The sequence below is a fragment of the Pseudomonas sp. GWSMS-1 genome, assembly GCF_049847425.1.
Lineage (GTDB): Bacteria > Pseudomonadota > Gammaproteobacteria > Pseudomonadales > Pseudomonadaceae > Aquipseudomonas.
Genome location: NZ_JBMHHV010000005.1, coordinates 2,489,801 through 2,510,292, shown reverse-complemented (window position 1 = coordinate 2,510,292; position 20,492 = coordinate 2,489,801). Strand labels below are relative to the sequence as shown.

The 20,492-nt window shown below is 57.9% G+C and carries 16 protein-coding genes and 1 pseudogene; 16 read left to right on the top strand and 1 reads right to left on the bottom strand.

All coding sequences use genetic code 11. From position 1 onward, the window contains the following. Positions 1-7: 7 nt before the first annotated feature. The 15 genes from bamA (at position 8) to ispD (ending at position 18,328) form a co-directional block, all read left to right on the top strand. A complete protein-coding gene (gene bamA, locus ACEPAJ_RS15400) occupies positions 8-2,356 on the top strand; it encodes an outer membrane protein assembly factor BamA (RefSeq protein WP_425915882.1) in 2,349 nt (782 codons plus the stop codon). A 43-nt stretch (positions 2,357-2,399) separates the two neighbouring features. Beyond that, on the top strand, positions 2,400-2,903 hold the full coding sequence (locus tag ACEPAJ_RS15395; protein WP_090238860.1) for an OmpH family outer membrane protein: 504 nt from the start codon (positions 2,400-2,402) through the stop codon (positions 2,901-2,903). After that, positions 2,903-3,964 carry a UDP-3-O-(3-hydroxymyristoyl)glucosamine N-acyltransferase gene (gene lpxD, locus ACEPAJ_RS15390; protein ID WP_425918060.1) on the top strand — a complete coding sequence of 354 codons (1,062 nt, stop codon included), beginning with the start codon at positions 2,903-2,905 and terminating at the stop codon, positions 3,962-3,964. The genes ACEPAJ_RS15395 and lpxD overlap by 1 nt, the downstream gene beginning before the upstream one ends. Before the next feature lie 48 nt (positions 3,965-4,012). Beyond that, positions 4,013-4,453 carry a 3-hydroxyacyl-ACP dehydratase FabZ gene (gene fabZ / locus ACEPAJ_RS15385; RefSeq protein ID WP_425915880.1) on the top strand — a complete coding sequence of 147 codons (441 nt, stop codon included), beginning with the start codon at positions 4,013-4,015 and terminating at the stop codon, positions 4,451-4,453. Beyond that, positions 4,450-5,226: an acyl-ACP--UDP-N-acetylglucosamine O-acyltransferase gene (lpxA, locus tag ACEPAJ_RS15380; protein WP_425915878.1), complete on the top strand. Its 777-nt coding sequence runs from the start codon at positions 4,450-4,452 to the stop codon at positions 5,224-5,226. The genes fabZ and lpxA overlap by 4 nt, the downstream gene beginning before the upstream one ends. A 3-nt stretch (positions 5,227-5,229) precedes the next feature. Then, positions 5,230-6,363 (top strand): lipid-A-disaccharide synthase, encoded by a 1,134-nt coding sequence (gene lpxB / locus ACEPAJ_RS15375; protein WP_425915876.1) that lies wholly within the window; start codon positions 5,230-5,232, stop codon positions 6,361-6,363. Continuing rightward, positions 6,363-6,959 carry a ribonuclease HII gene (gene rnhB, locus ACEPAJ_RS15370; protein WP_425915874.1) on the top strand — a complete coding sequence of 199 codons (597 nt, stop codon included), beginning with the start codon at positions 6,363-6,365 and terminating at the stop codon, positions 6,957-6,959. Before lpxB ends, rnhB begins: the two co-directional genes overlap by 1 nt. Positions 6,960-7,116: 157 nt before the next feature. Further along, positions 7,117-10,638: a DNA polymerase III subunit alpha gene (dnaE, locus tag ACEPAJ_RS15365; protein WP_425915872.1), complete on the top strand. Its 3,522-nt coding sequence runs from the start codon at positions 7,117-7,119 to the stop codon at positions 10,636-10,638. 168 nt (positions 10,639-10,806) lie between these two features. After that, positions 10,807-11,757 (top strand): acetyl-CoA carboxylase carboxyltransferase subunit alpha, encoded by a 951-nt coding sequence (locus tag ACEPAJ_RS15360; RefSeq protein ID WP_425915870.1) that lies wholly within the window; start codon positions 10,807-10,809, stop codon positions 11,755-11,757. Continuing rightward, a complete protein-coding gene (gene tilS, locus ACEPAJ_RS15355) occupies positions 11,758-13,071 on the top strand; it encodes a tRNA lysidine(34) synthetase TilS (RefSeq protein ID WP_425915868.1) in 1,314 nt (437 codons plus the stop codon). 167 nt (positions 13,072-13,238) lie between these two features. Then, a complete protein-coding gene (locus tag ACEPAJ_RS15350; RefSeq protein ID WP_274086784.1) occupies positions 13,239-14,870 on the top strand; it encodes a CTP synthase in 1,632 nt (543 codons plus the stop codon). Between the two features lie 4 nt (positions 14,871-14,874). Then, the gene (kdsA, locus tag ACEPAJ_RS15345) at positions 14,875-15,720 is read left to right on the top strand and encodes a 3-deoxy-8-phosphooctulonate synthase (RefSeq protein WP_425915865.1); all 846 of its coding nucleotides are present in this window, start codon (positions 14,875-14,877) and stop codon (positions 15,718-15,720) included. 145 nt (positions 15,721-15,865) lie between these two features. Continuing rightward, positions 15,866-17,155: a phosphopyruvate hydratase gene (eno, locus tag ACEPAJ_RS15340; RefSeq protein ID WP_425915863.1), complete on the top strand. Its 1,290-nt coding sequence runs from the start codon at positions 15,866-15,868 to the stop codon at positions 17,153-17,155. 184 nt (positions 17,156-17,339) lie between these two features. Further along, on the top strand, positions 17,340-17,621 hold the full coding sequence (gene ftsB / locus ACEPAJ_RS15335; RefSeq protein ID WP_090238823.1) for a cell division protein FtsB: 282 nt from the start codon (positions 17,340-17,342) through the stop codon (positions 17,619-17,621). Further along, the gene (gene ispD, locus ACEPAJ_RS15330) at positions 17,618-18,328 is read left to right on the top strand and encodes a 2-C-methyl-D-erythritol 4-phosphate cytidylyltransferase (protein ID WP_425915861.1); all 711 of its coding nucleotides are present in this window, start codon (positions 17,618-17,620) and stop codon (positions 18,326-18,328) included. Before ftsB ends, ispD begins: the two co-directional genes overlap by 4 nt. Position 18,329: 1 nt before the next feature. On the opposite strand, the pseudogene ACEPAJ_RS15325 reads toward ispD, so the two are convergent. After that, positions 18,330-19,222: pseudogene (locus ACEPAJ_RS15325) on the bottom strand (LysR family transcriptional regulator). 130 nt (positions 19,223-19,352) lie between these two features. On the opposite strand from ACEPAJ_RS15325, the gene ACEPAJ_RS15320 reads away from it, so the two are divergent. After that, entirely contained in the window at positions 19,353-20,465 is a 1,113-nt protein-coding gene (locus ACEPAJ_RS15320; protein WP_274086779.1) for an S-(hydroxymethyl)glutathione dehydrogenase/class III alcohol dehydrogenase, read from the top strand. Positions 20,466-20,492: the final 27 nt, after the last annotated feature.

Sequence of the window (20,492 nt, the reverse complement as noted above, 5' to 3'; positions counted from 1 at the left end):
GGACTTCATGAAACGTCTGCTGCTACCTGCGGTGCTTGCCGCACTGATGATCACCGAAGTTCACGCCGAGTCCTTCACCATCTCCGATATTCGGGTCACCGGTCTGCAGCGCGTCTCTGCGGGTAGCGTATTCGGTGCCTTGCCGCTTAATGTCGGCGCGCAAGCTGATGACCGCGCCTTAGTCGAAGCCACTCGCGAACTGTTCAAAACCGGTTTCTTCCAGGATATCCAGCTTGGCCGTGATGGCGATGTGCTGGTGATTACCGTGGTTGAGCGGCCGTCGATTTCCGGCATCGAGATCGAGGGTAACAAGGCCATCAGCAGTGAAGACTTGCTCAAAGGCTTGAATCAGTCGGGCCTGGCTGAAGGTGAGATTTTTCAGCGCGCCACGCTCGAAGGCGTGCGTAATGAGTTGCAGCGTCAGTATGTGGCGCAGGGCCGTTATTCTGCTGAGATCGAAGCCGAAGTGATTCCGCAGCCGCGTAACCGCGTGGCGCTGAAGATCAATATCAACGAAGGTTCAGTTGCCGCCATTCAGCACATCAACGTGGTGGGTAACTCGGTTTTCTCCGATGAAGACCTGATCGGCCTGTTTGAGTTGAAAACCACCAACTGGCTGTCCTTCTTCAAGAATGACGACAAGTACGCCCGTGAAAAGCTCTCCGGCGACTTGGAACGTCTGCGCTCCTATTATCTGGATCGCGGCTATATCAACATGGATATCAGCTCCACTCAGGTGTCCATTACCCCGGACAAAAAGCACGTCTATGTCACGGTCAACGTGGATGAAGGCGAGAAGTTCACCGTAGGTGAGGTCAAACTCAGCGGTGAATTGAAGGTGCCGGAAGAAGAAGTCCGCGCCTTGTTGCTGGTTCAGCAAGGCCAGGTGTTCTCGCGCAAAGTGATGACCACCACGTCCGAACTGATCACCCGTCGTCTGGGTAACGAGGGCTATACCTTCGCCAACGTCAATGGTGTGCCGGAAGCCCATGATGATGGCACCGTGTCCATTACCTTTGTGGTCGACCCGGGCAAGCGTGCCTACGTCAACCGGATCAACTTCCGTGGTAACACCAAGACAGAAGATGATGTGTTGCGCCGTGAAATGCGCCAGATGGAAGGCGGCTGGGCGTCGACCTATTTGATCGATCAATCGAAAACCCGTCTGGAACGCTTGGGCTATTTCAAAGAAGTTAACGTCGAAACCCCGCAAGTGCCGGGCACCGATGATCAGATTGACGTCAACTACAGCGTTGAAGAGCAGGCCTCTGGCTCGATCACCGCTAGCGTCGGTTTTGCCCAGAACGCCGGCCTGATTCTGGGTGGTTCGATCACCCAGAATAACTTCCTTGGTACCGGTAACAAGGTCAGCGTGGGCCTGACCCGCAGCGAATACCAGAGCAGCTACAACTTCGGTTTTGTGGACCCTTACTGGACGCCAGACGGCGTTAGCCTGGGCTACAACGCCTTCTTCCGTGAGACGGATTACGACGAGCTGAACACCGATGTGTCCAGCTACTCGGTGGACAGCTACGGTGCGGGCGTCAGTATTGGTTATCCGATCAGTGACACCTCGCGTCTGACCTATGGCTTAACCGTACAGAACGACAGTATTGGCACCGGTATCTATACCGTTGACGAAATTTTCGACTTTATCGAAGCCGAAGGTGACAGCTACCTGAACCTTAAAGCTTCGGTCGGCTGGTCGGAGTCGACGCTGAACCGTGGCGTGCTGGCTAACCGTGGTCATTCACAAAGTTTGGTGTTTGAAACGACGGTGCCGGGCAGCGACCTGTCCTTCTTCAAAGTGGATTACCGCGGGCAGATTTTCAAACCGCTGAGTGATACCTATACCCTGCGCCTGCATAGCCAGTTGGGTTATGGCGAAAGCTATGGTTCGACCAGCGAGTTGCCGTTTTATGAAAACTACTACGCCGGTGGTTTCAACTCCGTGCGTGGCTTCAAGGACAGCAGCCTGGGACCGCGTAGCACGCCGAGCAAAGGTACTAACCCAGGTACAGCATTCGATCCGGACCAAGATCCGCTGCCATTCGGCGGTAATGTGCTGATTCAAGGCGGCGCCGAATTGCTGTTCCCAATGCCGTTCGTGAAAGATCAGCGCTCCCTGCGTACCGCGCTGTTCTGGGACGTGGGCAACGTGTTTGACACCAATTGCGGCAGCTCCCAGGATGATTGCAGCAGCATTGATCCGGGTAACTTGGCCAGCTCGGTGGGCGTTGGTCTGACGTGGATTACCGCACTGGGGCCGTTGAGCTTTAGTTTGGCCATGCCAATCATCAAGCCGGATGATGCCGATACGCAGATTTTCCAGTTCTCTCTCGGTCAGACGTTCTAAGCGTCAGATTATTGAATATCAACAGTTTTGCAGGAGTTGCACCGTGCGTAAGTTGACTCAGCTGGTTTTGTTAAGCGTTGCCCTGCTGGCGACTCCGGCGTTTGCCGAGATGAAAGTCGCGGTATTGAACTATCAGATGGCTTTGCTGGAGTCTGATGCGGCCAAGCGTTATGCGGTGGATGCCGAGAAGAAGTTCGGCCCGCAGCTGAACAAGCTGAAAACCTTGGAAAGCGATGCCAAGCGCATTCAGGATCGTCTGGTCAAAGACGGTGAAAAAATGCAGACCGCTGAGCGCGAGCGCTTGGAGCTTGAATTCAAGCAAAAGGCCCGTGATTTCCAGTTCCAGTCGAAAGAGCTGAATGAGTCCAAGGCTGTAGCGGATCGTGAAATGCTCAAAAAGCTCAAGCCGAACCTGGACAAGGCGGTGGAAGAAGTCATCAAAACCGGTAACTTCGACCTGGTGCTGGAGCGCGGTGCGGTGATTGATGTCAAACCTCAGTTTGACATCACCCGTCAGGTTATCGAGCGCATGAACAAGCTGCGCTGATCATGAGCATGCCGGTTTATACCCTTGGCCAGTTGGCCGAGCGCTTAGGCGCCACACTGCGTGGCGCCGAAGACCAACCGATCAGTGGTTTGGCCACCTTGCAGGAGGCGGGCCCTGAGCAGTTGAGTTTTCTTGCCAATGCGCAATACCGTAAGTTTCTCTCCGGCTGTCAGGCGGGTGCGGTGCTGTTAACTGCAGCCGACGCCGAAGGCTATGCCGGTAATGCACTGGTTGTGGGCAATCCCTACCTGGCGTATGCCGAACTCTCTCATCTGTTTGATCGCAAGCCGCGGGCTCTGTCGGGTGTGCATCCGACTGCTGTGGTAGCGGCGGATGCGCAGATCGATGCCAGTGCCAGCATTGGTGCTTATGCGGTGATCGAGAGTGGTGCAAAGATTGCCGCTGGCGTGACTGTCGGCGCGCAGTGCGTTGTCGGCGCGCGCTCACTGATTGGCGAGGGCGGCTGGTTAGCCCCGCGCGTCACGCTGTATCACGATGTGTGTATCGGCAAGCGTGTGGTGATTCAATCCGGCGCCGTGATCGGTGGTGAGGGCTTCGGCTTTGCCAACGAGAAGGGCGTTTGGCAGAAAATCGCGCAGATCGGTGGCGTCACCATTGGCGATGATGTCGAGATTGGTGCCAACACCACCGTAGACCGTGGCGCGTTGTCAGACACGCTGATTGGTAATGGGGTCAAGCTGGATAACCAGATCATGATCGCGCACAACGTGCAGATCGGTGATAACACCGCCATGGCCGGCTGTGCGGGTATTTCTGGCAGCACCAAAATTGGCAAGAACTGCATGATCGCCGGCGGTGTCGGCATGGTTGGGCATATTGAGGTGTGCGACAACGTGTTCGTCACCGGCATGACCATGGTCACCCGCTCAATCACCGAGCCCGGTTCCTATTCGTCGGGTACTGCCATGCAGCCAGCGGCTGAGTGGCGCAAGAGTGCGGCACGGATTCGTCAGTTGGATGACATGGCGCGACGCCTGCAACAGTTGGAAAAGCAGCTGGCCGCCGTGACCTCTGCCGCTGACACTTCATCTGATGCCTGAGCCGGTATTTACCGGCTTCTCTTTTTTCTCTTACAGGCTTCTCTGCACATGATGGACATCAACCAGATTCGTGAATACTTGCCGCACCGCTATCCGTTCCTGCTGGTGGATCGGGTGGCTGAGCTGGATCTTGAAGGCAAGCGTATTCGTGCCTTCAAGAATGTCAGCATCAATGAGCCGTTTTTCAACGGGCATTTCCCCGAGCACCCGATTATGCCGGGCGTCCTGATCATCGAGGCCATGGCTCAGGCCGCCGGTATTCTCGGCTTCAAGATGATGGATCTGAAGCCTACCGATGGCACCCTGTATTACTTTGTTGGCTCGGACAAACTACGCTTTCGTCAGCCAGTGGTGCCGGGTGATCAACTGATCCTCGAAGCCCGCTACCTGAGCAGCAAGCGCAGCATCTGGAAGTTTGAGTGCAAGGCCAGCGTCGACGGCAAGGAAGTCTGCTCGGCAGAAATCATCTGTGCGGAACGCAAACTATGAGTTTGATTGACCCTCGCGCGATCATCGACCCCAGTGCCAAGCTGGCTGACGACGTTGTCGTTGGCCCTTGGTCGATAGTCGGGGCCGATGTAGAAATTGGCGAAGGTACAGTGATCGGCCCCCATGTGATCCTCAAGGGGCCGACGCAGATCGGTAAACATAACCGCATCTATCAGTTTTCCTCAGTCGGTGAAGACACCCCTGATCTTAAGTACCACGGCGAGGCGACTCGTCTGGTGATCGGTGATCACAATGTGATCCGTGAGGGTGTGACCATCCATCGCGGCACCGTGCAGGATCGCAGCGAAACCACCCTTGGCGACCACAATCTGATCATGGCCTATGCCCATATCGGCCATGACAGCGTGATCGGCAACCATTGCATTCTGGTTAACAACACCGCGCTGGCCGGGCATGTGTGGGTCGATGACTGGGCGATTCTTTCTGGTTACACCTTGGTGCATCAGTTCTGCCGCATCGGTGCGCATAGCTTCTCCGGCATGGGCACGGCGATTGGCAAGGATGTGCCGGCATTTGTCACGGTATTTGGTAACCCGGCAGAAGCCCGCAGCATGAACTTCGAGGGCATGCGTCGTCGTGGCTTCAGCCCTGAGGCTATTGCGGCTCTGCGTCGCGCCTACAAAATTGTCTACCGCCAGGGGCTGACGGTTGACCAGGCGATGAGCGAGCTGGGCGAGTCGGCAAGCGCATTCCCCGAGGTCGCGATTTTTCGCGACTCCATTCTGGCCTCGAGCCGCGGTATTACCCGATAATTTATGACTGACCTGATGCGTGTCGCGCTGGTCGCCGGCGAGGCGTCTGGCGATATTCTTGGTGCCGGGCTGATGCAGGCCCTTAAAACGCAGCACCCCGCGATCGAATTTATCGGTGTCGGTGGCCCGCTGATGCAGGCCCAGGGGCTGAATTCCTATTTCCCGATGGAGCGCTTGTCGGTGATGGGGCTGGTCGAGGTACTGGGCCGCCTTCCCGAATTGCTGTCGCGGCGCAAACGCCTGATCAATACCTTGATCGCAGCCAAGCCAGATGTGTGTATTGGCATCGATGCGCCGGACTTCAACCTGACGCTGGAACTCAAGCTGCGTCAGGCCGGAATCAAGACCGTGCATTACGTCAGTCCATCCGTGTGGGCCTGGCGGCAGAAGCGCGTGCTGAAAATTCGTAAAGCCTGCGACCTGATGCTGACCCTGTTTCCGTTCGAGGCGCAGTTCTACCAAGATCATCAGGTGCCGGTGCGGTTTGTCGGTCATCCGCTGGCCGATACCATTCCGCAGCAGGCGGATCGTGCGGCTGCCCGTGAAGCGCTGGAGCTGGCACACGATCAGCCGGTGGTCGCCTTGATGCCGGGCAGTCGTGGCGGTGAAGTGTCGCGTCTGGGCAGTTTGTTTCTTGATGCCGCGGTGCGGTTGCGTACCTTGCGCCCCGGTATTCAGTTTGTGTTGCCCTGCTCCAGCCCAGAGCGCCGTGCACAGATTGAGCACATGCTGGTCGGCCGCGATCTACCGCTGACGCTGCTCAACGGTCGCTCCCATGAGGCGCTGGCTGCTTGCGATGCAGTGTTAATCGCCTCCGGTACGGCAACCCTCGAGGCGCTGCTGTACAAGCGCCCCATGGTGGTGGCTTACAAGGTGGCGCCGATGACCTATCGCATCCTCAAGCGCCTGGTGAGCAGTGCTTATATCTCGCTGCCGAATTTGTTGGCTGAGCGTTTGTTGGTGCCTGAATTGATTCAGGATGCGGCGACTCCTGAGGCGCTGGCGCAATTGCTTGCTCCGCTGCTGGACGGCGGCGAAGTACAGACTGAAGGCTTTGATGTGATTCATCGCGCGCTGCGACGTGACGCTTCGCTACAGGCTGCCCAGGCTGTCCTGCAGCTGACAGGTCGCGGCTGATGCAGCTGGGACTGGATTTCACCTTGGTGCAAGAGCTTGTCGCTGGGGTCGATGAAGTGGGCCGTGGCCCGCTTTGTGGTGCGGTGGTAACCGCGGCGGTGATTCTCGATCCGGCGCGGCCGATTCTCGGCCTCAACGACTCGAAGAAGCTGACCGAAGCGCGCCGCGAAAAGCTCTTCGATGAAATTTGCGAAAAAGCCTTGTCCTGGTGCATTGCCCGGGCGGAGGTGGAAGAGATCGACCAGCTGAATATTTTGCAGGCCACCATGCTGGCCATGCAGCGCGCGGTCGAGGGCTTGAGTGTTACGCCCAAACTGGCGCTGATTGATGGCAACCGTTGCCCGGTATTGCAGGTGCCCAGTGCTGCTGTGGTCAAGGGTGATAGCCAGGTGCCCGCTATTGCTGCGGCCTCGATCTTGGCCAAGGTCAGCCGTGACCGTGAGATGCAGCAGCTTGATCAGCAATACCCGGGCTACGGGATTGCTGGGCATAAGGGCTATCCCACGCCGGTGCACCTAGAGGCGTTACGTCGCCTGGGGCCAACGCCGATTCATCGCCGCTCGTTTGGCCCGGTGCGTGCACTGCTTGAGGAGTAGGGTGGATCACGCCTTATCGATCCACCGAGTGCAGGGGCGGTGGATGTAAAGAACGACATCCACCCTACGCCGCGATGCCTGATCCACATGCTGCTGTTTGCACCTAGGCCCGGTACAATCCGGGCCTTGTCGTTTTTGTGTTTTGTATAGGACTGCCATGACCGCCTCGTTCGTCCACCTGCGTTTGCACACCGAGTTTTCCCTGGTCGATGGCTTGGTGCGGGTCAAACCACTGATCAAGTCGGTGGCGGCTGCCGGCATGCCGGCCGTAGCAGTGACCGACATGAGCAATATGTGCTCGTTGGTGAAGTTCTATAAGGCCGCCATGGGCGGTGGCATCAAGCCGATCTGCGGCGCCGACATCTGGCTGGCCAGCGCCGAGGAAGATGGCCCGCTGAGCCGCATGACCCTGCTGGCAATGAATGCGAAGGGCTATCGCAACCTCACCGAGCTGGTTTCGCGCGGCTGGAGCGAAGGGCAGAGCAATGACCTGGTGATCATTCAGCGCGATTGGGTCAAGGCTGCCGCCGAGGGCTTGATTGCGTTGTCCGGCGCCAAGGAAGGCGAGGTCGGTCATGCCTTGCTCGATGGCGAGCACGCCACCGCCGAGGCGTTGCTGCAGGAGTGGATGGCGGTGTTTCCCGAGCGCTTCTATCTCGAAGTGCAGCGCACCAACCGGGTCAACGATGAAGAGCATGTCCATGCAGCTGTAGCGTTGGCCGACAAGCTCGGTGCGCCGCTGGTGGCGACCAATGATGTGCGCTTTGTCAAAGAAGATGATTTTGCCGCCCACGAAACCCGCGTGTGTATTGGCGAAGGCCGCAGCCTGGACGACCCTCGCCGGCTGCGTACCTACTCCGACCAGCAGTACCTGAAAAGCCCGGAGGAAATGGCCGCGCTGTTCAGTGATTTGCCGGAAGCGCTGGAAAACACCATCGAGATTGCCAAGCGCTGCAATATCGAGGTGCAACTGGGCAAATACTTCCTGCCGGACTTCCCCGTACCGGCTGGTTTGACCATGGACGAGTACTTCCGTCAGGTCTCCTTCGAAGGGCTGGAGGAGCGTCTGGCGGTGCTGTGGCCGAAAGACACCACACCGAACTATGAAGAAAAACGTCAGATTTACATCGATCGGTTGAATTTCGAGCTGGATATCATCATCCAGATGGGCTTCCCCGGTTACTTCCTGATCGTAATGGACTTCATCAAGTGGGCGAAAAACAACGGTGTGCCGGTCGGCCCTGGCCGTGGGTCGGGTGCCGGTTCGCTTGTGGCCTATGTTCAAAAGATCACCGACCTTGATCCGCTCGCCTATGACCTGCTGTTCGAACGGTTCCTCAACCCGGAACGGGTCTCCATGCCCGACTTCGATGTCGACTTTTGCATGGACGGTCGTGACCGGGTGATCGACTACGTGGCCGAAAAATACGGCCGCAACGCGGTAAGCCAGATCATCACGTTCGGCACCATGGCGGCTAAGGCGGTGGTGCGTGACGTGGCGCGGGCCCAGGGCAAGTCCTATGGCTTGGCAGATCGGCTGTCGAAGATGATCCCCTTCGAAGTCGGCATGACCCTGGAAAAAGCCTACGAGATGGAGGAGCCGCTGCGCGACTTCCTCAAGGTTGATGAAGACGCCCGCGAAATCTGGGAGATGTCGCTCAGGCTCGAGGGCATTTGTCGTGGTACCGGTAAACACGCCGGTGGTGTGGTGATCGCGCCGACCAAGCTGACTGACTTCTCGCCGATTGCCTGCGATGACGAAGGCGGTGGCCTGGTCACCCAGTTCGATAAAGATGACGTGGAATCTGCCGGCCTGGTGAAGTTCGACTTCCTCGGCCTGCGCACCCTGACCATCATCAAGTGGGCGATGGAAACCATCAACCGCGAGCAGGCCAAGCAGGGCCTGCCTGACCTGAATATCGACTTTATCCCGCTGGACGACAAACCGACGTTCAGCATGCTGCAGAAAGCTGAAACCACCGCGGTATTCCAGCTTGAATCGCGCGGCATGAAGGAGCTGATCAAAAAGCTCAAGCCGGACTGCTTGGAAGACATGATCGCTCTGGTGGCCCTGTTCCGTCCGGGGCCGCTGCAGTCGGGCATGGTGGACGACTTTATCAACCGTAAGCACGGTCGCGAGCCGATTTCCTATCCGCATCAAGACTACCAGTACGCGGGCCTGGAACCGGTGCTCAAGCCGACTTACGGCATCATCCTGTATCAAGAACAGGTGATGCAGATCGCCCAGGTGATGGCCGGTTACACCCTCGGCGGTGCGGACATGCTGCGTCGTGCCATGGGTAAGAAAAAACCCGAGGAGATGGCCAAGCAGCGCGGCGGCTTTATCGAGGGTTGCGCCAATAACGGTATCGACGCGAACCTGGCGGGCAACATCTTTGACCTGGTGGAAAAATTCGCCGGTTACGGTTTCAACAAATCTCACTCCGCCGCCTACGGCTTGCTCTCGTATCAAACAGCCTGGCTCAAAGCGCACCACTCGGCGGCCTTTATGGCAGCGGTGTTGTCGGCGGATATGCACAACACCGATAAAGTGGTCACCCTGATCGAGGAATGCCGCAGCATGAAGCTGCGCCTCGATGCGCCGGATGTGAACATTTCCGAGTACAAGTTCACGGTTAACAACGAAGGCTGGATTGTTTACGGCCTGGGTGCGATCAAGGGTGTCGGCGAAGGGCCGGTAGAGGCCATCGTCGAAGCACGTCAGGAAGGGCCGTTTAAGGACCTGTTTGATTTCTGCTCACGGGTTGACCTCAAACGCATCAACAAACGCACCCTCGAAGCGTTGATTCGCAGCGGCGCACTGGATCGCCTAGGGCCGCACTTCCATGAAGAGCTGAAGGCTTATAAGGCGAACATCGACCGTAACCGCGCGGTGCTGTTGGCAGCGATGGAAGAAGCGGTGCAGGCTGCCGAGCAGACCGCGCGTAGCCATGACAGTGGCCATATGGACCTGTTCGGCGGAGTGTTTGCCGATGCCGAGGCGGATGTCTATCTCAATCATCTGCGGTCCCGTGATCTAACGCTGAAAGAGCGTCTAAAGGGCGAGAAAGACACCCTGGGTCTGTACCTCACAGGCCACCCGATCGATGAATATGAAGGTGAGGTGCGGCGCTTTGCCCGTCAGCGCATCGTCGACCTTAAGCCGGCGCGGGGTGATCAAACGATTGCCGGCCTGGTGGTGAACCTACGGGTGATGAAGAATAAAAAAGGCGACAAGATGGGCTTTATCACCCTCGATGACCGCTCCGGACGGATTGAGGCCTCGCTCTTCGCCGAGGCGTTCAACACCGCACAAGCGCTGCTGCAGACCGATGCCTTGGTGGTGGTTGAGGGTGAGGTGAGCAATGACGACTTCTCCGGCGGCCTACGTCTTCGCGCTAAGCGGGTGATGAGCCTGGAGGAGGCGCGAACTGGCTTGGCTGACAGCTTGCGGATTAAAGTCGCCAGTAGCGCCTTGCAGGGTGATCGCCTGCGTTGGTTGGCCGAGTTGTGTGGCCGCTACCGTGGCGCGTGTCCGATCACCGTCGACTACAGTGGCATCGATGCCAAGGCACAATTGCAGTTTGGCGAGGGCTGGCGAATCGAGCCGGCTGACAGTCTGATTCAAGCATTGCGTGACCAGTTCGGCCGCGACAACGTCTTTTTGCACTACCGCTGATTTGCGAGGCTTAGGCTTCGCCGGTTGGTCGTGATGCCCAGTGGGTTCTGTATTGAAAAATTTCGTGCAGAACCGGGTGTCGACCTGAATGCGCCTGCTGCTATAAGGTAGGGCGCGATAACGGATACAGCTCCCGGCCACTTGGCCGTCGACGCAAGACGGATGACTATGAACCCGAACTTTCTCGATTTCGAACAGCCGATCGCCGACCTGCAAGCCAAGATCGAAGAGCTTCGCCTGGTCGGTAACGACAACTCGTTGAACATCACTGATGAAATCGCTCGCCTGCAGGATAAGAGCAACTCGCTGACCGAAAGTATTTTCGGCAACCTGAGCAGCTGGCAAATCGCCAAGCTGGCGCGCCATCCGCGTCGCCCTTATACCCTGGATTACTTGCAGCACATCTTTACTGAATTTGATGAGCTGCATGGCGATCGCCACTTCTCTGATGACGCTGCTCTGGTGGGTGGCGTGGCGCGTCTGGACGGTGAGCCGGTGATGGTGATCGGTCACCAGAAAGGCCGCGAAGTCCGCGAAAAAGTACGTCGCAACTTCGGCATGCCGCGTCCAGAAGGCTACCGCAAGGCCTGCCGTCTGATGGAAATGGCCGAACGCTTCAAAATGCCGATCCTGACGTTTATCGATACGCCGGGTGCCTACCCGGGTATCGATGCCGAAGAGCGTAACCAGAGCGAAGCGATTGCCTGGAACCTGCGTGTTATGGCACGCCTGAAAACCCCGATCATCGCCACGGTGATCGGTGAGGGCGGCTCCGGCGGTGCGTTGGCAATTGGTGTGTGTGACCAACTGAACATGCTGCAGTACTCCACCTATTCGGTTATCTCGCCGGAAGGTTGTGCCTCGATTCTGTGGAAAACCGCAGATAAGGCGCCGGATGCTGCTGAGGCGATGGGCATCACCGCAGAGCGCCTAAAAGGTTTGGGTATTGTCGATCAGGTTATTGGCGAGCCGCTTGGCGGTGCGCACAGTGATCCAGCGGCTGCCGCTGAATCGGTACGCCAGGCATTGCTCGGTCAGCTAGACATGCTCAAGACGTTCGATACCGAGGCACTGCTCAAGCGTCGTTATGAGCGCCTGATGAGCTACGGCATCGCTTAAATGACCTTGAGCGCCAGGTTGCTGGAATCTCTGGCGCCCTGGCGCAACGCGCCGGCTTGGCATATCGCCTTGTCCGGCGGGTTGGATTCCACGGTGCTGTTGCACCTGCTCGCGGGTCTCGCGCAACGCGAGGCATTGCCGCCACTTTCCGCTATTCATATTCATCATGGCTTACAGGCTGCGGCTGATGCCTGGCCCGCACATTGTCGTGAGCTGTGTGCGGAGCTGTCTGTGCCGTTGCAGGTCGAATATGTGCAGGTCGCACCGGGCGCCAGCCTTGAACGGGCGGCGCGCGATGCCCGTTACGCCGCTCTGGTTGCGCGTCTTGCGTCTGGCGATGTCGTGCTGACCGCACAGCATCGCGACGATCAAGCAGAAACCCTGCTGTTTCGTCTGTTGCGCGGTGCTGGCGTGCAAGGTCTGTCAGCCATGCCGGTGAGTCGTGGATTGGGGGCGGGGCGCCTAGTTCGACCGTTGCTGACCTGTTCGCGTGCTGAGCTGTTGGCGTATGCCCGCGAGCAGCAATTGAGCTGGGTCGAAGATCCGTCAAATGCCGATGAGCGGTTCTCGCGTAATTATTTGCGTCGTCAGGTGCTACCGCCATTGCTCAAGCGTTGGCCGCAGGCGTTGGTCAGTCTGTCGCGTAGCGCGGCGCACCTAAGTGAGGCTGGGCAGTTACTGGATGAGTTGGCGCAGCAGGATGTCGCTGCCGCTGAGGCGTCTAATGAGTTTGCCTGGCTGGCATTGCCAAGTCTGGCGCTGCCAGCTCTGCGTGACTTGAGTGAGGCACGCCAGCGTAACGCTCTACGTTACTGGTTGCGGCCGTTGACGCCGATGCCCGATAGCGAACACTGGGCGGGGTGGCAGGCGCTGCGTGATGCGGCGGTGGATGCCGCGCCAGTATGGAGGCTCGCGGCGGGGGAGTTACGCCGCAGTGATCAGCGTTTGTGGTGGCTGGCGGGAGACTGGTTGCGATTACCTGGCGTGCCCAAGATTACGATCCAGGATGGCCAGAGTGTGGTGTTGCCGGGTAATGGCAGCGTGCGCATTAATGGGGCGTTGCCAGCGGGTGCGTGGCAGTTGGATTACCGGCGCGCAGGCGATCAGCTTCAGGTGCTCGGGCGCGGGCATCGCGACTTAAAACGTTTATTCAATGAATTGCGGGTGCCGGTTTTTGTCCGTGATCGCCTGCCATTGATGCGCTTGGATGGTCGTGTGGTGGCGGTCGCCAATCTGCCGGGACTGCAAGGTGCGCATGATGATAGCTGGCAATTAAATTGGCAGCCGCCGACGAGCGATCAAGGTTTGAGCTGATAAGCCCTTTCCGGTAGACTACGCTCCCGTCTTACTAGTGCTTTTGTTGACTCCCTTGGGAATCGACAGGGCTAGCTTATTGCAGTTGCTGCAACAAGTGGCTTGGGTACTCCTTCGCTTTTCCTTGGCGGCACTGGCCGCTTAAACGCAGACTTCTAGGGTTCTTCATGACGCGCTACATATTCGTCACGGGTGGTGTTGTTTCTTCATTGGGGAAAGGCATCGCCTCGGCTTCATTGGCGGCTATCCTGGAGGCGCGGGGCCTGAAGGTCACGATGCTCAAGCTGGATCCCTACATCAACGTCGATCCGGGCACCATGAGCCCGTTCCAGCACGGTGAGGTGTTCGTCACCCACGACGGGGCTGAGACTGACCTTGATCTGGGCCACTATGAGCGGTTTATCCGCACCACGATGACCAAGAGCAACAACTTCACCACTGGTCGCGTCTACGAAGACGTGCTGCGCCGCGAGCGCCGTGGTGATTATCTGGGGGCGACCATTCAGGTCATTCCGCACATTACCGACGAGATCAAGCGCCGCATCATCAAGGGTGCGGGTGACGCTGACGTGGCCATGGTCGAAATTGGTGGCACGGTCGGCGATATCGAGTCGCAGCCATTCCTTGAGGCGATCCGCCAGTTGCGTGTGGAAGTTGGTGCCAAGCGCGCCATGTTGATGCACTTGACGCTGGTGCCTTATATCGCCACCGCTGGCGAGACCAAGACCAAGCCAACTCAGCATTCTGTAAAAGAGTTGCGCTCCATCGGCCTACAGCCGGACGTGCTGATTTGCCGTTCTGACCACCCGATTGATGTGTCCTCGCGCCGCAAGATTGCGCTGTTCACCAACGTTGAAGAGCGTGCGGTGATTTCTCTGGAAGATGTCGACACCATCTACAAGATTCCGGGTGTTCTGCATGCCCAGGGATTGGATGATTTTGTCATCGAGCGCTTTGGTCTGGAATGCAACAGTGCTGATCTGTCCGAGTGGGATCGCGTGGTGGATGCCAAGCTGAATCCAGAGCACGAAGTCACCATCGCCATGGTCGGTAAGTACATGGAGCTGCTCGATGCCTATAAGTCACTGATCGAAGCGATGAGCCATGCCGGTATTCAGAACCGTACCAAGGTTAATCTGCGTTATATCGACTCCGAAGATATCGAAAACAAAGGCACCTCGCTGCTTGAAGGTGTCGATGCGATTCTGGTGCCGGGCGGTTTCGGCCTGCGAGGCGTGGAAGGCAAAATAACCACGGTTCAATACGCTCGCGAAAACAAAATTCCTTACCTGGGCATCTGCCTGGGTATGCAGGTCGCGGTCATCGAGTTTGCACGTAATGTGCTGGGCTGGAGCGATGCCAACTCTTCTGAGTTCGACACCACGAGCCAGCATCCAGTGGTCGGCTTGATCACCGAATGGCAGGACGCGACCGGTGTAACCGAGCAGCGTACCGATGCTTCTGACCTCGGCGGCACCATGCGTTTGGGGGCTCAGGACTGTCAGCTGGAGGCAGGCTCGCAAGTGCGCGCCTGTTACGGCAAAGATGTGATCGTCGAGCGTCATCGTCATCGTTATGAAGTGAACAACAACCTGTTGCCGCAGCTTATTGAAGCAGGGCTCAAGGTTACCGGTCGCTCCGGTGACGGTGCGCTGGTTGAAGTGGTCGAAGCGCCGGATCATCCGTGGTTCGTAGCCTGCCAGTTCCACCCGGAATTCACCTCCACACCGCGTGACGGTCACCCGCTGTTCAGTGGCTTCGTCACTGCCGCGTTGGCCCAGAAAGCTAAGAAGGCATAAGGATATGGCGCAGAAAATCATCAAGGTTGGCGACATCGAGATCGCCAACGACAAGCCCTTCGTGCTGTTCGGTGGCATCAATGTCATCGAATCCCGCGATCTGGCCATGCGTGCCTGTGAAGAGTATGTGCGAGTTACCGAGAAACTAGGCATTCCCTACGTGTTCAAGGCCAGCTTCGACAAGGCCAACCGCTCGTCCGTGACCTCATTCCGTGGCCCTGGTCTGGAAGAAGGCATGAAGGTCTTTGAGGAAATCAAAAAGACCTTCGGCGTGCCGGTGATCACCGACGTACATGAGCCCTATCAAGCCCAGACCGTGGCTGATGTCTGCGACATTATTCAGTTGCCGGCGTTTCTTTCACGGCAGACCGACCTGGTCGTGGCTATGGCAAAGACCGGTGCTGTGATCAATATCAAGAAGGCCCAGTTTCTCGCCCCCCAGGAGATGAAACACATCCTGGCCAAGTGCGAAGAAGCCGGTAATGACCAGCTTATTCTCTGCGAACGCGGTTCAAGCTTTGGCTACAACAACCTGGTGGTGGACATGCTCGGCTTCGGCATCATGAAGCAGACCCACTACCCGGTATTCTTCGACGTAACCCACGCGCTGCAAATGCCGGGTGGTCGCGCCGATTCTGCCGGTGGTCGTCGTGCTCAAGTTACCGACCTGGCCAAAGCCGGCATGAGCCAGGGCCTGGCGGGTCTGTTTTTGGAAGCCCATCCGGACCCGGATAACGCCAAATGCGATGGCCCTTGCGCCCTGCGCTTGGACAAGCTTGAGCCGTTCCTCACTCAGCTCAAGCAGCTGGATGATTTGATAAAGAGTTTTGCGCCGATTGAGACTGCCTGAAACGGTAATTCTCCGGTAAAGTGCGCTTTGTATACAATCTGACTGAATAGTCGGTACATGTTGTGCGCTGGATTAGCCTTCAGCGCGCAACGAGTGTGCATCTCAGTACTACCCTTTTCGTCAATTTTTTGGAGTGCTACACGCAATGGCAAAGATCGTCGACATCAAAGGCCGTGAGGTTCTCGATTCCCGTGGTAACCCGACTGTGGAAGCCGATGTAATTCTTGATGGCGGTATCGTTGGCAGCGCCTGTGCGCCGTCCGGTGCCTCCACGGGTTCGCGTGAAGCGCTGGAACTGCGTGATGGCGACAAGAGCCGTTACATGGGCAAGGGCGTACTGAAGGCCGTGGCCAATATCAATGGCCCGATCCGCGAGCTGCTGCTGGGTAAAGATGCCATCGACCAGAAAGCGCTGGATCAGGCCATGATTGCGCTCGACGGTACTGAGAACAAAGCCACCCTGGGTGCCAACGCCATCCTCGCGGTATCCCTGGCCGCGGCCAAGGCAGCTGCTCAGGCCAAAGGCGTGCCGTTGTATGCGCACATCGCTGACCTGAACGGCACTCCAGGCGTTTACTCGATGCCGGTCCCGATGATGAACATCATCAACGGCGGCGAGCATGCCGATAACAACGTTGATATCCAGGAATTCATGGTGCAGCCGGTCGGTGCTAAGACATTCTCTGACGCACTGCGTATGGGTACCGAGATTTTCCACCACCTCAAAGCGGTACTCAAAGCCCGTGGCCTGAGCACCTCTGTCGGTGATGAAGGTGGTTTCGCACCGAACCTGGCTTCTAACGAAGACGCCCTTGCTGCCATAGCCGAAGCTGTGGCCAATGCCGGCTACACCCTGGGTGATGACGTTACCCTGGCGCTTGACTGCGCTTCCAGCGAGTTCTTTAAAGATGGTCAGTACGACCTGGCTGGCGAAGGCAAAGTCTTCAACGCCGAAGGTTTTGCTGATTACTTGGCCGGTCTGTCCGAGCGTTACCCGATCATTTCCATCGAAGATGGTATGGACGAGTCTGACTGGGCGGGCTGGAAAGTCCTGACCGACAAGATCGGTGACAAGGTTCAGCTAGTTGGCGACGACCTGTTTGTGACCAATACCAAGATCCTCAAGCGCGGTATTGACGAGTCAATCGGTAACTCGATTCTGATCAAGTTCAACCAGATCGGCACCTTGACCGAGACGCTGGAAGCCATTCAGATGGCCAAAGCAGCGGGTTACACCGCTGTTATCTCGCACCGCTCGGGTGAAACCGAAGACAGCACCATTGCCGACTTGGCCGTGGGTACTGCTGCTGGCCAGATCAAAACGGGTTCGCTGTGCCGTTCGGATCGTGTATCCAAGTACAACCAGCTGCTGCGTATCGAAGAGCAACTGGCGGGCAAGGCACCTTACAACGGTCGCGCTGAGTTCCGTGGCTAAACGCCGCTGCGCTTGACGTTACAGCGTTGCGCCTTGTGGCCCATATGGATGTGGCTGACGCCGTTGCCCGCCGGGAGCGGGTTCGGCACTAGTCTTCGCTCGCGATGTTTTCAGTGATCACTCAAGGCATGGTAAAAGGGGGCGGCGCGAGTCGCCCCCTTTTACGTTCGGAAGCTTTTTCGCTATGCGCAATAATTTTTACTGGGTGTTTATCGTGCTCATTGCCGTGCTGGCAGGCCTGCAGTATCGCCTGTGGGTGGGTGATGGAAGCTTGGCGAAGGTGGCCCAGTTACAGCAGCAAATTGCCGATCAGCAAGGTGAAAACCAACAGCTGCAAGAGCGTAATCGGATTCTCGAGGCTGAGGTTATGGAGTTGAAAAGCGGTATGGAGACCGTCGAAGAGCGTGCGCGACACGAGTTGGGCATGCTTAAAGAGGGTGAAACCCTCTATCAGTTGGCTGAATGAACAACAACGAATTTCCCCCTTTCTGGGCGCTGATCCCAGCTGCTGGCATCGGCAGCCGGATGCGTGCCGATCGGCCCAAGCAGTACCTGCAGCTTGCCGGCAAAAGCATTATTGAACACACCCTGATGTGCTTTCTTGAGCACCCACAATTACGCGGTGTGGTGGTCAGTCTGGCGATCGACGATCCCTATTGGCCAACGCTGGCGTGTGCCAGTGACCCGCGCATTCAGCGGGCTGACGGTGGTGCCGAACGCGCTGATTCAGTACTCAACGGTTTGCTGCGCTTGAATGAATTGGGCGCTGAGGATCAAGACTGGGTATTGGTGCATGATGCCGCGCGGCCGAATTTGGCCCTCAGTGACCTGGATCTATTGCTCGCCGAGTTGGCCGATGATCCGGTGGGTGGGTTGCTCGCTGTGCCCGCCCGCGACACGCTTAAGCGGGCGGGTGCTGATGGTCGTGTGCAGGCTACAGTTGATCGTTCGACCATCTGGCAGGCTTTTACCCCGCAGATGTTCCGCCTAGGTGAGTTGCAGCGCGCGCTGGCTGATGCGCTGATTGCCGGTGTGGCAATTACCGATGAAGCCTCTGCTATGGAGTGGGCGGGGCAGGCGCCGCGGCTGATTGAAGGCCGTGCAGATAACCTCAAAGTCACCCGCCCAGAAGACCTGCAGGGCCTCAGCTTGCTCTGGCAAGGGCGCTGCTAGCTCAGTCCTTGCGGTATTCGCGGCGCTCGCCGAGCCCTTGCTTAAGAAAGTCCACCAGCTGCCGTACTTTGGGCGATAGGTGCCGCTGCTGGGGGTAGATTGCCCATACGGCGGTGTCGGGTGGCTGCTGGTTATCCAGCAATGAAACCAGTGCGCCGCTGCGCAGATGTTCGAGTACGTAGTAATCCGGCAGTTGGCACAAGCCCACCCCGCGCAACGCGGCTTCCAGCACCGCCTGGCCGCTGTTGCAGCGCCAGTTACCCTGTACCCGGATGCTGGTATCCCGGTCGCTGGTCTGAAAGCTCCACATATCCGAACTACCGATCAGGCAATTATGTTGGCTCAGCTCGGACAGCGAGTGTGGCCGGCCATAGCGCTGCAGGTAGTCGGGGCGGCGCACAGGTACAGTTGTCGCGAAGCCAGCCTTGCAGCCACCAAGCGCGAATCCTGCAAGCGCCCCAGGCGGATAGCCAGGTCCAGGCCATCGTGCAGCAGGTCGAGGGTGCGGTTCGTCAACTCGATATACACCCGCAATTGCGGGTGCTGGATCATAAACTCGGTGACCAGCGGCACAATAAAGCGTTCGCCGTAGGCTACTGCGCAGGTCATGCGCAGCAGGCCCTTGGGTTCGCTGCCCAAATCGCCGACGGCGCGCAGCGCTTCTTCGCGGGCATCCTGCAGACGCTGGCAATGTTGCAGGAAGGTTTGCCCTGCTTCCGTCAGTGCTACGCGGCGGGTGCTGCGGTAGAACAGGCGTGTCTGCAGGCGTTCTTCGAGGCGGGCGATCTGCCGGCTGACCTGGGATGATGACAGGCTCAGGCGTTCGGCCGCGGCGGTGAACTGGCCACATTCGGCGACGGCGACAAATTCATCGAGGCCTTCCCAGCGGTTCATAACGGTTTCTCTCAAGGGTTTACCGGCAGATTATCCCTGTGCAGCAAGAATGTTTTATTTTTTGGCGGATTAATCTTTTTAAGGCACTGATCTAGACTCCCCGCACTGTTGAACCCCCTGGAGAACGATCATGATCAAATCCCGCGCCGCTGTAGCCTTTGCTCCAAACCAGCCACTGCAAATCGTTGAAATCGATGTCGAGCCGCCCAAGGCCGGTGAAGTGTTGGTGCGTATTGTCGCGACCGGCGTGTGCCACACGGATGCGTACACTTTGTCCGGTGAGGACTCTGAAGGCGTGTTCCCGGCAGTGCTGGGCCACGAAGGCGGTGGGATTGTTGAAGCCATTGGCGAGGGCGTGACCTCGGTGCAGGTCGGCGACCACGTGATTCCGCTGTATACCGCCGAGTGCCGTACGTGCAAATTCTGTACCTCCGGCAAGACCAACCTGTGCAGCTCGGTACGCGCGACGCAGGGCAAGGGCCTGATGCCGGATGGCACCACTCGCTTCTCCTACAACGGCGAGCCGATTTATCACTACATGGGCTGCTCGACCTTCTCCGAATACACCGTGCTGCCGGAAGTTTCCCTGGCTGTGATCCCGAAAGAAGCACCGCTGGAAAAGGTCTGCCTGCTCGGTTGCGGCGTCACCACCGGCATCGGTGCGGTGCTCAATACTGCCAAGGTGGAAGAGGGCGCCACTGTGGCGATCTTCGGCCTCGGTGGCATCGGCCTGGCGGCCATCATCGGCGCGAAAATGGCCAAGGCCTCGCGGATCATCGCCGTCGATATCAACCCGGCTAAGTTCGAGGTCGCCCGTGAGCTGGGCGCGACTGATTTTGTTAACCCAAAGGATTTCGCCAAGCCGATCCAGGAAGTTATCGTCGAAATGACCGACGGCGGCGTGGATTATTCCTTTGAGTGTGTCGGCAATGTGCAGCTGATGCGCGCGGCGCTGGAGTGCGCACACAAGGGCTGGGGCGAGTCGGTAATTATCGGTGTGGCCGGTGCCGGTCAAGAAATCAGCACGCGGCCGTTCCAACTGGTAACCGGGCGCGTCTGGCGCGGTTCGGCTTTCGGCGGCGTTAAGGGTCGTACCGAATTGCCGGGCTATGTGGAAAAGGCGCAGAAGGGCGAAATCCCGCTGGATACCTTTATCACCCACAACATGCCGCTCGAAGACATTAACAAGGCCTTCGATCTGATGCATGAAGGCAAGAGCATCCGCACCGTTATCCACTTCTGATTACGCTGGGCGGCTGCATGGCCGCCC

Bases quoted from the DNA above. Each gene is read 5' to 3' on its own strand.
- eno (WP_425915863.1), top strand. From the start codon at position 15,866: ATGGCAAAGATCGTCGACATCAAAGGCCGTGAGGTTCTCGATTCCCGT.
- ACEPAJ_RS15320 (WP_274086779.1), top strand. From the start codon at position 19,353: ATGATCAAATCCCGCGCCGCTGTAGCCTTTGCTCCAAACCAGCCACTG.
- ACEPAJ_RS15350 (WP_274086784.1), top strand. From the start codon at position 13,239: ATGACGCGCTACATATTCGTCACGGGTGGTGTTGTTTCTTCATTGGGG.
- ftsB (WP_090238823.1), top strand. From the start codon at position 17,340: ATGCGCAATAATTTTTACTGGGTGTTTATCGTGCTCATTGCCGTGCTG.
- dnaE (WP_425915872.1), top strand. From the start codon at position 7,117: ATGACCGCCTCGTTCGTCCACCTGCGTTTGCACACCGAGTTTTCCCTG.
- lpxB (WP_425915876.1), top strand. From the start codon at position 5,230: ATGACTGACCTGATGCGTGTCGCGCTGGTCGCCGGCGAGGCGTCTGGC.
- tilS (WP_425915868.1), top strand. From the start codon at position 11,758: ATGACCTTGAGCGCCAGGTTGCTGGAATCTCTGGCGCCCTGGCGCAAC.
- ispD (WP_425915861.1), top strand. From the start codon at position 17,618: ATGAACAACAACGAATTTCCCCCTTTCTGGGCGCTGATCCCAGCTGCT.
- rnhB (WP_425915874.1), top strand. From the start codon at position 6,363: ATGCAGCTGGGACTGGATTTCACCTTGGTGCAAGAGCTTGTCGCTGGG.
- ACEPAJ_RS15360 (WP_425915870.1), top strand. From the start codon at position 10,807: ATGAACCCGAACTTTCTCGATTTCGAACAGCCGATCGCCGACCTGCAA.
- kdsA (WP_425915865.1), top strand. From the start codon at position 14,875: ATGGCGCAGAAAATCATCAAGGTTGGCGACATCGAGATCGCCAACGAC.
- lpxA (WP_425915878.1), top strand. From the start codon at position 4,450: ATGAGTTTGATTGACCCTCGCGCGATCATCGACCCCAGTGCCAAGCTG.
- fabZ (WP_425915880.1), top strand. From the start codon at position 4,013: ATGATGGACATCAACCAGATTCGTGAATACTTGCCGCACCGCTATCCG.
- bamA (WP_425915882.1), top strand. From the start codon at position 8: ATGAAACGTCTGCTGCTACCTGCGGTGCTTGCCGCACTGATGATCACC.